Origin of the sequence: Tenacibaculum sp. HL-MS23 (genome assembly GCF_032463465.1) — a bacterium.
In the GTDB taxonomy this organism is placed as follows: Bacteria; Bacteroidota; Bacteroidia; order Flavobacteriales; family Flavobacteriaceae; genus Polaribacter; species Polaribacter bernardetii.
Genome location: NZ_CP135989.1, coordinates 773,207 through 786,580, shown reverse-complemented (window position 1 = coordinate 786,580; position 13,374 = coordinate 773,207). Strand labels below are relative to the sequence as shown.

Here is a 13,374-nt window from a genome sequence, read left to right as displayed (position 1 = left end):
ATGGAAAAACCAAATTTAGAATATGTACATAAGTTAGCTAATGGAGACGAATCTGTAAGGAAAATGCTTTTAGATGTCATAAAAACAGAATTTCCAGAAGAGAAAAAAGATTATTACAACAGTTTAAAAAATAACGATTATAAAAAAATAGAAGAAAATGTTCATCGACTTAAACATAAAATTAGTATTTTAGGTCTTGAAAAAAGTTATAAAATAGCTAATGAATTTGAACATAATCTTAGAGAGCTTAATATAGATAAGGCTGAAGATTTTGATAAAATATTAATAGGTATTTCAGCGTACTTGAAAACTATTTAAAATTATGAATTGTATTATTGTAGATGATGAAAAAATGGCAAGAGTTATAATTAAAACTCTTTGTGATAAAATAGACTATTTAGAAGTCGTTGATGAATTTTCTAATGCGATAGATGCTATTAAATTTTTGAATTCTAATGAAGTAGATCTTATTTTTTTAGATATTCATATGCCAGGTTTTAATGGTTTAGATTTTATAAAAACTCTTAAAAACCCTCCCAGAATAATTTTAACTACTTCTGATTCTAAATTTGCTATTGAAGCTTTTGAGTATGACTTTATAGTAGATTATTTATTGAAACCCGTTGAGCTACCAAGATTTGAAAAAGCGATTAAGAGAGCTCAAAAACATGAGAGTAGAAGAGGTTCAGAAAAAGAATCGATCTCAAAAAAAGTAGATTTAGAAATCGAAAACGATTTTTATGTTAATATAGATAGGCGTCTTATAAAGATTGATTTACCAAGTATTTACCTTGTTGAAGCTAAAGGAGATTATATTCATATAAAAACCGAAGATAAAAATTATATAGTACATTCTACCTTAAAAAAGATAGAAGAAAAATTACCAGATTCTTTATTTTTAAAAGTACATCGTTCATATATTATTAATCTTAAAAAAATTATTGATATTGAAGATAATAGTGTACTTATAAAAAGAGATGTAATTCCGGTAAGTCGTTCTAATAGATCAGAATTAATGAAACGATTAAATCTATTATAATATTCATCTATACTTAATAGGCATTTCATCTACACTAAATTTGTAAATACCGAATATTAAAAATAAAGTCTTAATTAGTACATAGTTTCGTAGTATAATTTTTTTATTATGACTCAAAAAACTACATTACAAGGCAAGCTTATCTTACTATTTTTATTAATATTTTCTCTTACAAATACTGCACAAAACACCCCTTTTAATTGTGTTTACGATGCATATTTGTTTCAATATAACGATGTGTACTCTATAGATTTAGCTTCAGGTAATTCATACCTTGTAGCTGAAGACATTACCCCAGGAAGTATAAATGCAGCAGCTTATAACCCTGCAGATGGTTTTATTTGGGGTTCATTAAGTACGCCTGAAAAAACAATAGTACGAATAGGAGAAGATTTTTTAACAACCTCTTTTTATATTGATGAATTACCTAGTAATAATAGATATGTTGGAGATATAAGCTCTGAAGGAGTTTATTATTTAAAAGGAGGTGGAACAACCTTTTATAAGATAGATGTAGATCCTGCTTCAGCAACATACACTCAACACATATCAACAGAAACATTATCACAGAATATAAATATTCATGATTGGGCTTTTAACGCAGTAGATGGAAATTTATATGCAGTAGAGAAAAATTCAAATGTTTTATATCGAATTAATCCAAGAACAAATATTGTAGAATCATTAGGAGAAGTACCAATCTTATCAGGATTGAATTATACATATGGAGCTGTTTATTTTGATCTTTCAGGTCGTTTTTATGTATCAGCAAATCAAACAGGTACTATATATGTAATTCAGAGTGTTCAAGATGTAAATACTGCAGATGATATGGATTCAAACTTATTTGCTTTTGGACCATCGAGTGCTAGTAATGACGGTGCGCGTTGTCCGACAGCCCCAGTCGCTCAAGAGATTTGTGATAATGGAATAGATGATGATGGTGATGGATTAATTGATTGTGAAGATCCTTCATGTTCTGGTTATGGAAAATGTGATGTTATTTTACCACCAACTTCAGGAGGAAATGATGGAGGTTTAGAAAGTAATAGTAGATTATCAGAACAAATAAATAAGCGAAACTATAATCGTACAAAAATCAATTATAAGTTTAATCGTAGCAAGGCAAAAAGAGTTGCAAAATCTAACGACTATAGAAGAAAAAAAGGACTTGGTTTTGAGTTAAAAGATTTCATTCCTTTAGAAGTTATAGAAGAAGATGAAACAATAGAATCTACACCTACAGATTTAGTCGCAATAACAAATGCAACAGATATTTACGCTGTAGATTATATGAAAAGCGGAACAGCTGTAGCATCAATTATAGCCTTAAAAACTGAAAATGGAGTATATGAACACACTAAATATATTTGTGATCGTTTGCTTGGAGCTCAACTAATTTCTGTATCAACCATAGAGATAAACGGACAGCAGTTTATTAAATCATTAATTAGAAATGCAGACAATACGGTAGAGTTTGTATTAAGTCTTTCAGCTAAAATAGTAAACAACGAAGCCAATTTCTCAATAGAAAGCCACTGGAATTTAGATAAATACCAATTAGGTGTTACTTTTTATAATTTTCAAATATGGTCAAACTCTTTAGATGATTTATATTTATTAGGAAAAGAAGTAGTGAATTTATTAGCTATAGAGAAGCCAATATTAGCTTATGAATTATCAACACCACCTACAGTATTTGTAAGAAAAGGAAAGTATAATAACGGATCATTAGATTTACAAATTGTAAACACAAATAAAAGTAATAATGTAAATTTTGATGCTGGTTTTAGAGTTACAGAAACAAGTGATTTTAATAAAACAAATTTAACAATAGATTTAAATGAAAGTTATATAACACATTTACAAGTACCAACCGGTAACTTATTTGATATTGGTTTTAGAATTGGTGATGGTGTAGCTACTCCAGATGACTTATTCATGTCAGATGGACCTTGGGGAGTAGATGATTCTCAAACATCAACCGAAGTAATAAATTATAACATATCACCTAACAACTTTACATTTGAGGATAATGATTTTCCTATAGAAAGAAATGTTCAACTATCAGCAACAACAAGTACTTACTTTGCAGCTTACAGAGCTTTAACACCACGTTTTAAAGCGGTAGATTTATCAGATTATAGTAGTTTTAAACTAAAAGCAAAAGGAACCGGTAATTTAGAAGTTACGTTTGTAAAGAAAAGTATTTCTTCATGGGAACAACAACATAAAGCGACAATAGTATTAAAAGATTCTTTAGTAAATTATGTAATACCTTTTAAAGAATTTATCTCATCAAGTGGAAATGAATTAGTATTAAACGATGTAGTAACAATTGTGTTTACTATGGCTTCTGAAGGAGGTACTGTTGTAACTAAAGAAATGAATTTATTAGACATTCGTTTTTCTAAAGAAGAGAAGTTTGAAGAAGTAGTGGAAGATATTGAATACAATGTTGTTACACTAGCACCAAACCCTATGACTGTACAAACTAGTTTTTACTTTAATGCAAAGGAAGAAGAAAATTTAAAATTTGTAGTATATGATCAATTAGGTAAATTGGTATATCAAACTAATTTTAAAGCAGTAATAGGTAAAAATAAACTAATTTTAAATAGAGAATCGTTACAAGTAGGGTTGTATTTCTGTAAAATATTAAGTGATAAATTAATTTATAGACATGTTAAGTTATTGGTGAATTAAAATAAGAAATTAGTTTATTTGTATTAGAGAAGGTATATTATAAGTAGTTATACTTTCCATGAAAAAAAACATATATATTTCCCTATAATATAAAACTATTAAGAGCAAAAGAATTAACTTTTGCTCTTATCTTTGTCTGGTTACTCTTCAAGAAGTAATCTTGATTTTTTCATCTTCTCTAAATTTTTTTATATGATTTGTTGCGTTTTTAAGTACTAAATTAAGTAAATAAAAAAGGAATAGAAAATCACCAAAAATTTTCGTAAGTAGGCTAGTACTAGCAATAAATTATATAGACTGTTAGGGCTATGTTATTTTTAGATGTTTAGGAAGTCTATTATACCATTTTATAGTACTATAACAAGCTTTATGCATAAAGTTATTTAATTGTTGTAAGTCTTTTTCATTACATTCTATTCCTTTTTCTTCGAAATTTGATTTTGCGTGAACAATTCCATTTCTAGTTGAGTACAAAACATTTCCTATATGATTTACAACTTTATCCTGAATTTCTTTCTTTGTTTTGTATTCTAATTCAAGTATTTTTATTTCTTTTCTTATTGCTATAGGTAAATCACTATAAATATCAATAAGGTCGAACGTGTTATTAATTAAAGATTTAACTAGTTCTTTATCTCGAATACTTTTCTCATAGTTTTTCGTTAAATCAAATATAGAAGCTATATAACTAGCATTTAAAAATGAAGCGTTAGAAGAGTCTAATTTTTTACGCATAGCATCAAATGCATCTATTTTCGAATATAAAGGAGCGAAATATTCAAAAATTTTATAGTATGTCAAAAATTTTAAATCATCACTTATAGCCTGATTAGCTTTGATGAATAAATCCATAGCTGGAGTATAGTCTTCAGTTAATACCGAGCTATAATTTTCTATTTGTTCATTAAGTTTTTTAGGGTCAAATTCTTGAGGTTTCTTAAATGTTGAAAAACTAAAAGCAATTTTATATTTATGTGATAACTCGAATAAATACGATTTAATTTAGTCTCTTCATCATCAGTTAAACGACTCTTTTTGTCCTTATAACGAACTTCAACAGCTAAATTACTAGAACAAGGAGGATGATGCTAATTATGCTCTTCTTTTTCTGTTGCAGCAATTCCAATTAATAAAGGTTCTGATTTAATATCTAAACATATCCCATGTTTAGTTTCTGAATATAAAAAAAGGCCTAAATAAACTATTGGAGAAATTTCGCTTGTAGTAATAACTCTTTGAGTTATAGTATCGGTTGTAACTTTGTTATAATCATGTATTTTTAAACTATCCAGTTCATCAAAATAATAGACTAAATGTTCTACTTCTACTTCTACTTCTTTTTCATTTGGAAAAGGAAAATTAGTATATAAAAAATCTTCGTTTATTTGATCTTTTAAAGGTTTAACTTTATGTTTTCTTTGCAATAGATTAAAACCTTTCTTTAATATTTCAATTTCTTTTTCAGTAAGTTTCATTTTTTTTTATGTAGGCTAACGTGTTAAGAATATGGTTTCGTTTTAATGAATTATATTCAGCGTTAGCGAAGTTCGTCTTTTCTAATAAAAAACCAAGAGGGAATTAGCTGTTTTTAGCTCTAAGTATAATCGTTTTTTTATTCTTTTTGTGTTTTTAGAATCTGTAGCAGCTTGTAAATTTGTAAGTGATTAAGAGCAAAAATTACTTCTTTTACTTTTGCCTTTTAAAGAAAGGTTTCTTTAAAAAGTACCATTTAAAACGCAAGCCAATTTCTGTAAAAGTAAAACCTGCTGCAGTTGCAGAAGCGATATTACTTTGTGTACCATAAATATTTAACAAGCTACGCTCAGAGAATTTATAACCTAATTTTCCTTGTATTCTATAAGTACTCTGTTTTTTATCATCTTCAATAAATTGATAACCAGTTGCAGCAGTTAATTCATAAAACCATTCTTTATTTTTAGCAATAGCTTCATCTTTTATAATATTAACGAAAATTTCTGCAGCATTAAATCTACTAGGGCTAAAATAAATTAAAGGAACTTGATTTTTAAAAGAGATGTTTTGGTAATTAAAACCTGCTTTTAAAGAAGGCTTTTCTAATATATTATAATACAAAGAAGTAAAAAGAAGGTTTCGTGTATTATCATCATTCTGAGAAGTATAATAATATTGTGTATACCAACCTAAATTAAAATTTGTATTTAAACTATAGTTTATTAAAAAATTGTTCTGAACAATTTCTCTATCTAACAAGTCAGCATTAAAATTTTGAATTTCTCTCTTATAACCTAATTCTAAATTTTGAAGTTTAAAAGGCTTTATATTTAATGATACATCTGCTAGTAATTGCTTATAATTTTTGGTCTCAGTATTTGAAGCGGTAATACCTAAACTACTTTTAAAAGTTACGTTATTTAATAATTGATACGATATTCCAATTAAAAAATTATTAGAGTTAGCACTTACGTTACTAACAGAGTTAGCTGTAGTTCTATAATTATAACTACCAAGTAATTTAAGTTTTGTTGTAAACGAAAATTCTGAATTTGCAGAGAATAAATAGGCTTCATTTTTACCGTTATCAAAAGAGTAAGAAGCTTTAGTTTCAACAAAAGGAGTAAAAGTTCTGTCTAATTTTTTTATAAAATTAGTAGCATCTTTTTGATTTTTATAAAAGATTAATGTGTTTTTAGCACTCTTATAAGCATTATCAAAATAACCAGCAGCTTTTAAGGCATTGGCTTTACCTAAATTACCATCAAAAGAAGCGCTATCTTTTTTTAAGATTAAATTATAATCATCAATACTTTTTTTAAAGTCACTTTTGTAAATATTTAATGTTGCTCTTAATGATAATGTCCAGTTTTCTGGAGTTTTATTGTTTGATGTTAAAGAGTCGATTTCTTTTTTTGCTAAAGAATACTTCTTGTTCCAAATTAAAGCCTGTATAAAGCGTTCTCTTGTTCTATCTCTAATATTATTAGGTGTAGCTTCATTTAAAAGAGAAACTGCGTTTTTACTAACAATTAAAGCTTCTTTATTATCACTATTTAGATGATGTGCTAAAGAAATTCCGTTTAAAGAGGTTAATTTATTTTCAGGGTTTTCTCCAATAATTTTATAAGTCTTTTTAGCTTTAGCTATTTGGTTTGATATTAAGTATAGGTTCGCTAAATTGAGTAAAGTTTCTTTGTCGTTTTTAAAATCTTTAAAATTTTCTTTTAAAATTTTCTCAGCTTCTAGGTAATTCTGGTTATTAACTTTATTATTAGCTAAACCTAAACGCATATACTTTTTAGAAATTAAGGCATTTGGATTTTTAGGTATAACAATCAACGCTTGATTAACATAATCAATTGCTTGGTCATATTTTTTTAAATTAGATAAGGTATTTGCATATCCTAAAAGAGTAGGGAAACTTTTAGCATCTTCTTTTAGTAGGTTTTTATAATATTTTTCAGCTTCTACATATTTTTTATCCCAAAGTAAAGATTCAGCATAATTTAATTTTACTTCAAAATCTGTAGGAAAATCTTTTAAAAGAGCTGTAAATAATTTTACTGCTTTATAAGCATTTCCGCTTAAGCCAACAGCTCTACCATAGCAAATACGTGCTGTTTTATTGGTGGGGTATGATTTTAAAGTTGTTTTAAAGAAAGTTTCTGCTTGTTTATATTTTCCTGTTTCTAAAAAAGTAAAACCGTCTTTCATATCCTGAGAATACATAGTGGTAGTGATAAGGAAGAGTAGCAAAAGGATAGTATTTTTAATTTTCATATAGCTTTTTTTTGTTATTTGCAAGTTACGGAATAGCATTCATCATTGGACTAAAGAAAATTGCTTTTCATCGATAATAGATACTTTTCTAGTGCCTACAACGAGATATTTGTATCATTATTAATTATTAAAACATAAATTATGGCTTTACAGATCTCACAGAAAAACGGAAACTTTTTTTTAAACGGAAAATTAAATAGCACAACATCTAGATTTTTTATTATCTATTTTGAACATAATATTGAACAACTTGAAAGCGTAACTATAAATATTGATAAAGTAAATGAAATTAGTAGAGATGGCTTAGAAGCAATAAGTACACTAACGGCAATTGCTTTAAGAAACGATAAGTTATTTTCAGTTACAGGTTATGGTTGTAAAGAAATTTATGATGATTTTAATCAAATGAATGTAGCGTAATAGCTTAAAAAGAATAAGAAGATGATAGCAATTTTAAAACAAGTAAAGCAAAGAATTTCGTCAGAGCAATTATTTATGATAAGTGTTTTGCTTGTAAATGGTGGTAATTATTTATATAATTTATTATTGGGTAGAATTTTAGGACCAGATAAGTTCGCAGATGCTGCTATTATGATAACTTTTTTATTAGTACTTTCATTTATAGCAATGACTTTTCAATTGGTTACGGCGAAATTTTCTGTAACCTTTGAAGGCTTAGTTTTTAAAAAATTTATATCAAAAATCTATAAAAATGCTTTTATTACAAGTATATTTTTAGGATTAATAATTGTTATTTATTCTAAAGAACTACAAGAGTTTTTTAGAACAACTTCTTCTAGTATGTTTATAGTATTTGGTGTAGGAGTTCCTCTTTATTTTTTAATGAGCGTAAATAGAGGCGTTTTTCAAGGAAAGAAACAATTAACAGCTTTATCAATTACTTATCAATTAGAAATGGTAAGCCGTTTATTAATCACATTTAGTTTGTTATATTTCTTTAATATTGAATCTTCTATATTAATAGCTATAGGTATTTTAGGGTCTTTTATTTTTGGACTAATTCCTTTTAAGTTTAAAAATATATCTTTTTCAAATAGTATTTCTTTAGATAGCAATCATAAAAAAATGGTTCGTAATTTTTTTATAATTACAGCATTTTATGAGCTAACACAAATTATTATAAATAATAGCGATATATTATTAGTAAAACATTATTTCGAGTCTTATGAAGCTGGTTTATATGCTTCTCTAGCATTAATAGGTAGAGTAGTTTATTTTATAGCTTGGATGTTTGTAATGTTGTTATTACCAACTGTTGTTAAATTAAAAAAAGAAGGGAAACCTACTTTACCAATTTTATTAAAATATGTTGGTTATATTGCTATTATCGCTGTTTCAATTATAATAGGATGTTTTATTTTTCCAAAACAAATTATAACTATTTTATTTGGTAGCGATTATTTTGAAATAGCTCCTTTATTATGGAAATACGCACTGGCTACTGGTATCTTTGCAATCTCAAATATTTTTGCATATTACTATCTTTCTTTAGATAAATATATTCCTGTTATTATTTCAGGTGTATTTGGAATCTTACAAATAGTATTTATTGTTTTATTTCATGAAACTCTAGAGCAAATTGTACATATGCAAATACTAGCAATGGTAATATTGTTATTGGTACAATTATTATATTTCTTTTTTACAAATTTTAATGATCTACTTAAAAAGTAGATCATTAAAATTTTCCTACTCTATAACACTATCAAATAGTATTACTTACTTTATTCTATGTACTTCTTTAATTTAGTACTTAAATGTATAAATAGACACATCATTACTATTTATATATTTTCTGTTTAACGAACGTTAAATGGGCATGTAAAATACAAAACTAAAGCTTTACTCATTTGGTCTATAGTTAATTGTTGTTCAGCGCAATGAGTCTTTTTTTCTTCTTCTTTTACCCGAGATTTGAACTATAATTAAACTTAAAAGATCATGAAATTAGCAATTGTAACATCATACCCGCCAAGTAAAGTAACTTTAAATGAATATGCATATCATTTAGTTAAAAGTTTTAGACAGAATGAAAAAGTAACTGAATTAGTTTTATTAACAGATGAAACTCCTGAAGGAAAAGAAATTAATTTTACAGAAAATGGATGTAAAGTTACAGTGAAAGAATGTTGGAGGTTTAATAGTTATGCAAACGTTATAAATGTTGTAAGAGCAATTAATATAGTAAGGCCAGACGCAATATTATTTAATTTACAATTTATGAAGTTTGGAGATAAAAAAGTGGCAGCAGCTTTAGGTTTATTTTTACCTTTAATTTGTAAATTAAAGCAAATCCCTACAATTGTACTATTACATAATATTTTAGAACAAACAGATTTAGAATGCGCTGGTTTCACATCAAGTAAATTTCTACAAAAAGCATATTATTTTATAGGAACAAGTCTAACAAAGCTAATTTTAAAAGCAGATTTAGTAGCTGTTACTATGGATAAATATGTAACAACTTTACAAGAAAAATATAAAGTGAATAATATAAAAATGATTCCTCATGGAACTTTTGAGATCCCTAAAAAACCATCTCATATATTAGCGAAGGGACCTTTAAAAATAATGACTTTTGGTAAGTTTGGTACTTATAAAAAAGTAGAACCTATGATTGAGGCTGTAGAAAAAATTAGAGCATCAACAGGTTTAAACTTAGAAATAGTGATTGCAGGAACGGATAACCCTAATGTTCCAGGGTATTTAGCTTCTGTAAAAGAAAAGTATAAAAATGTTTCTCAAATTACTTTTACTGGTTATGTAGAAGAATGTGAGGTAGAACCGTTATTTAATGAAAGTGCTGTTGTTGTATTTCCTTATACTTCTACAACAGGTAGTTCTGGTGTTTTGCATCAGGCAGGTAGTTATGGTAAAGCAGTGGTAATGCCTAACTTAGGTGATTTAGCTACTTTAGTTAAGGATGAAGGCTATAGAGGTGAGTTTTTTGAACCAGAAAATGTAGCCAGTTTAGCAGATGCAATTGAAGCTATTGTTATAAATGATGCATATAGAATAGCATTGGGAGAAGCAAACTATAAAGCTGCGACAGCATTTCCAATGGAAAGAATCACAAACATGTATTTAAATAAATTTCAAGAAATTATATTTAACAAAGAAGCATCTGAAAGTATATTTTCAGACTCTTTATCTATTTAGAAATAAACTTAAATGCTGGCTTTGTATTTCCTTTCTTATCTATAAAACCAAATTTCTTTTGGGGATTTTTTCTCCAAGGAAGATTTCCAACGACATTTTTAGGAACTTTTTCGAAATCATATAAAGTCCAAGACATAAATTGCAAGTTATTCGCTTCAATTAATTCTTGGGCTTTTTTATGGTAATTAGCTTGGTCTTCTTTGGAGCTGCCAAAGGGTTTCCAAAAACCACTATAAGAAGAAATTCCAAACTCTTGCATTACTAAATGCTTGTTAGGTGTTTTTTTTCTTAGTTTTTCTACAGATGTTGTTAAATTAGCTAAATCTTCATAATAATGGAAGGATATAAAATCAACTTTATCTTTTAAAATTAAGGCACTTTGTGTATCAGACCAACCAATGGTAACAGGATGTTTCGAGTCTATAGATTTTACTAAGCTTATCATATTGTCTAACCATGCTGTAACTATTTTTTTACCCCTAGATTTAAAATCTAAATTTGGTTCGTTTTTAATATCCCAAGCAAGTAATGCACTATGGTCTTTTACAGCAGTAATAATTGTTGCAGCATGTTGTTGATTCAAAGTCCAATCTAATACTGAATAATTACCATAAAAATCAAACAATGTTAGTACCACTTTTAAGTTATTTACATTTGCTACATCTAATGTTTGTTTTAGTTTAATTAGTTTTTCTTTTTTTACTATTGCCTTTCCAAAGTCTTCATACTGTATAAAAATACGAACCGAATTTAAACCAGCTTCTTTAATAATTTTAAAATCCTTGTTAATAGTATCTTTATTAAAAGCGTTTCCAAACATATTCCAAGGAGTATCTTGTGGGTAATAATTTATCCCTTTTATGTGTAAGCTATCTGTAGCAATGGGTTTTTTATTAACGTTATACCTTTCATTGTTTTCTTTTACTAAATGTCTAATACGCCAAAAACCATCTTCTAATAGGAATACAATTTTGTAAGTGGCTTGTTCAGTAGTTTCAGTAATAAGTTTATTGTTTTTTAAAATACGTTTGTATTCAATATTAGTATCTGTTATTACTGCTAATTGGCCGTCTTCACTAAAAAAATCTAAAGTAGGTTGATGTTCTAAAGTAGTAGCATCAATAGTAGTTTGTTGTTTTTTATTAATAGCTATAATATCATACAAGTTTTGGCGTGAATTATCTGTATAATAATCTTCAATACCAATAGTTGTATTTGTTTTGTTCGCAATATGTCTTACATACCAAGCATTTAAATAGTCACGTTCTAAATTTTTTAGATTTTCTGCGTCCATTAGCCTGCCTTCATTTAGTAAAGGAGTCCATTTAATATTGGGAGTATATAATATTTCTTTTGCAATTTCGGTATGTAGCATCGTACTTCTATCAGCACCTGTATTTAAGTAACTAAATAATGCGCTAATACCAGCTATAATGGTAGCTATAATCATAATATATGAAGCTATTAAAATGGAACGAATTATGTTTCTATTAAGACCTACCATAGTGTTTTTGTTTTAAACTTTTTTTCTAAGCCAGCGATTACAATTTTTATAGTGTAGGTATCTTTTTTGTAAGCAGCAGTATTCAAATTAAAATTAACAAACCCTTTATAAGAAGTTTTTATTTCAGAATTTAATAGTACATTATTTTTATATACAAACAAACGAACCTCGAGTCCATCAGGTATGATTTGTTTCATAAAACTTTGTAAAGGTCCTATTGTGATGAGTCTATTATTTTTAGAGAAATCAACTTCAAAATCTTTTAAAACTTGCTCGTATTCAATGGTAATAGTATTACTTTCTGCCATACCTTCTACATAAGCTTTTACCCTCCAGGTTGTTTTACAATCAGGATGAATCATTTTAGCGGTAGCAATACCTTTAATGGTCGTTCCAAATGTTTTTAAAATGTTTCCTTTTTTATTTCTGATGAAAAAATTAACAAAGGTACCGTCACTTACAATATTATTATAAGTGTCTTTTATAACAGAAGAATAAAAAGTAGTGATTTGATTTCCGTCAGCATACGAATGATGTCTTTCTGCAGTAATTTTAAAATCACTAGGATTAGCAGGATATACAATAACGGTAAACTCTTTAGAGTTTTCATCTAAACATTCAGAAGAGACTAATATACGTCCACTTTTTAGTGGAGAATATAAATTTTTATGTGAAATTAAGTTTTTAATATGAATAGGTTCTTCTTTTTGCTGATTTAAAAATTGGTATTTAGTAGTAACTAAAGTTTTTTCAGCTAAAGGATTATCTAAAGAGTCAGTAGGTATAATAATAAGCATACTATAATCTTTTCTACCAGCTTCAATACTTGGTGGTCCAACATAAGTCTCCATAGTCGCTACTTTCTGTATAGGTTTAACGATTAGTTTTCCTGTAAGTGAGGTTCCGTTTAATTCCCAATATATAACCCCTCTTTTTTTAGATATAGTTTTAGGTATAACATAGCAGAGTAACTTGTTTTTTAAAATAGGTTCAATAAGTACCGTACCATAACTATTAGTACAATATAAAAAAGGTTTAACAGTTTCTGATGTTGAAAACTTTAGGATAATAGTATTTCCTGCTTGAAAATTAGTAGTGGTAGTAATTAGTTTTATTTCAGAAGGTATTTCTGTTTCTTGTAGCAGTGAAAAGGATGATAAAAGTATCAACCCTAAAAAAAAAGGTATGT

Annotated in this window: 11 protein-coding genes; 6 read left to right on the top strand and 5 right to left on the bottom strand. The window is 27.4% G+C overall.

All coding sequences use genetic code 11. From position 1 onward, the window contains the following. The 3 genes from RRF68_RS03570 to RRF68_RS03560 all read left to right on the top strand — a co-directional run bounded on the left by RRF68_RS03570 (position 1) and on the right by RRF68_RS03560 (position 3,745). Positions 1-318 carry an Hpt domain-containing protein gene (locus RRF68_RS03570; RefSeq protein ID WP_315945037.1) on the top strand — a complete coding sequence of 106 codons (318 nt, stop codon included), beginning with the start codon at positions 1-3 and terminating at the stop codon, positions 316-318. A gap of 4 nt (positions 319-322) precedes the next feature. Next, positions 323-1,039, top strand: a complete 717-nt coding sequence (locus tag RRF68_RS03565; RefSeq protein WP_315945036.1) for a LytTR family DNA-binding domain-containing protein — start codon at positions 323-325, stop codon at positions 1,037-1,039. A gap of 108 nt (positions 1,040-1,147) precedes the next feature. Then, entirely contained in the window at positions 1,148-3,745 is a 2,598-nt protein-coding gene (locus RRF68_RS03560) for a DUF6923 family protein (protein ID WP_315945035.1), read from the top strand. A gap of 306 nt (positions 3,746-4,051) precedes the next feature. Here the strand turns inward: RRF68_RS03560 and RRF68_RS03555 are convergent, their stop codons facing one another. The 3 genes from RRF68_RS03555 to RRF68_RS03545 form a co-directional block, all read right to left on the bottom strand. Continuing rightward, positions 4,052-4,597 carry a hypothetical protein gene (locus RRF68_RS03555; RefSeq protein ID WP_315945034.1) on the bottom strand — a complete coding sequence of 182 codons (546 nt, stop codon included), beginning with the start codon at positions 4,595-4,597 and terminating at the stop codon, positions 4,052-4,054. Positions 4,598-4,833: 236 nt separating this feature from the next. Next, a complete protein-coding gene (locus RRF68_RS03550) occupies positions 4,834-5,220 on the bottom strand; it encodes a hypothetical protein (protein ID WP_315945033.1) in 387 nt (128 codons plus the stop codon). Between the two features lie 211 nt (positions 5,221-5,431). Beyond that, positions 5,432-7,501: a tetratricopeptide repeat protein gene (locus RRF68_RS03545; RefSeq protein WP_315945032.1), complete on the bottom strand. Its 2,070-nt coding sequence runs from the start codon at positions 7,499-7,501 to the stop codon at positions 5,432-5,434. A gap of 141 nt (positions 7,502-7,642) precedes the next feature. Here RRF68_RS03545 and RRF68_RS03540 point away from each other — a divergent pair, with 141 nt between their 5' ends. The 3 genes from RRF68_RS03540 to RRF68_RS03530 all read left to right on the top strand — a co-directional run bounded on the left by RRF68_RS03540 (position 7,643) and on the right by RRF68_RS03530 (position 10,681). Continuing rightward, positions 7,643-7,921, top strand: coding sequence for a hypothetical protein (locus RRF68_RS03540; RefSeq protein WP_315945031.1), 279 nt, complete (start codon positions 7,643-7,645; stop codon positions 7,919-7,921). 21 nt (positions 7,922-7,942) lie between these two features. Next, positions 7,943-9,196: an oligosaccharide flippase family protein gene (locus RRF68_RS03535; RefSeq protein WP_315945030.1), complete on the top strand. Its 1,254-nt coding sequence runs from the start codon at positions 7,943-7,945 to the stop codon at positions 9,194-9,196. Between the two features lie 267 nt (positions 9,197-9,463). After that, positions 9,464-10,681 carry a glycosyltransferase gene (locus tag RRF68_RS03530; protein ID WP_315945029.1) on the top strand — a complete coding sequence of 406 codons (1,218 nt, stop codon included), beginning with the start codon at positions 9,464-9,466 and terminating at the stop codon, positions 10,679-10,681. Here the strand turns inward: RRF68_RS03530 and RRF68_RS03525 are convergent. Beyond that, a complete protein-coding gene (locus RRF68_RS03525) occupies positions 10,674-12,185 on the bottom strand; it encodes a glycoside hydrolase family 2 TIM barrel-domain containing protein (protein WP_315945028.1) in 1,512 nt (503 codons plus the stop codon). The genes RRF68_RS03530 and RRF68_RS03525 overlap by 8 nt on opposite strands. Then, a complete protein-coding gene (locus RRF68_RS03520) occupies positions 12,179-13,354 on the bottom strand; it encodes a hypothetical protein (RefSeq protein WP_315945027.1) in 1,176 nt (391 codons plus the stop codon). The genes RRF68_RS03525 and RRF68_RS03520 overlap by 7 nt, the downstream gene beginning before the upstream one ends. Between the last annotated feature and the right edge of the window lie 20 nt (positions 13,355-13,374).

What these genes read in the sequence shown, in the direction of transcription:
- RRF68_RS03550 (WP_315945033.1), bottom strand. Translation starts at nt 5,220, where the DNA reads ATGAAACTTACTGAAAAAGAAATTGAAATATTAAAGAAAGGTTTTAAT.
- RRF68_RS03540 (WP_315945031.1), top strand. Translation starts at nt 7,643, where the DNA reads ATGGCTTTACAGATCTCACAGAAAAACGGAAACTTTTTTTTAAACGGA.
- RRF68_RS03545 (WP_315945032.1), bottom strand. Translation starts at nt 7,501, where the DNA reads ATGAAAATTAAAAATACTATCCTTTTGCTACTCTTCCTTATCACTACC.
- RRF68_RS03530 (WP_315945029.1), top strand. Translation starts at nt 9,464, where the DNA reads ATGAAATTAGCAATTGTAACATCATACCCGCCAAGTAAAGTAACTTTA.
- RRF68_RS03555 (WP_315945034.1), bottom strand. Translation starts at nt 4,597, where the DNA reads ATGGATTTATTCATCAAAGCTAATCAGGCTATAAGTGATGATTTAAAA.
- RRF68_RS03560 (WP_315945035.1), top strand. Translation starts at nt 1,148, where the DNA reads ATGACTCAAAAAACTACATTACAAGGCAAGCTTATCTTACTATTTTTA.
- RRF68_RS03525 (WP_315945028.1), bottom strand. Translation starts at nt 12,185, where the DNA reads ATGGTAGGTCTTAATAGAAACATAATTCGTTCCATTTTAATAGCTTCA.
- RRF68_RS03535 (WP_315945030.1), top strand. Translation starts at nt 7,943, where the DNA reads ATGATAGCAATTTTAAAACAAGTAAAGCAAAGAATTTCGTCAGAGCAA.
- RRF68_RS03570 (WP_315945037.1), top strand. Translation starts at nt 1, where the DNA reads ATGGAAAAACCAAATTTAGAATATGTACATAAGTTAGCTAATGGAGAC.
- RRF68_RS03565 (WP_315945036.1), top strand. Translation starts at nt 323, where the DNA reads ATGAATTGTATTATTGTAGATGATGAAAAAATGGCAAGAGTTATAATT.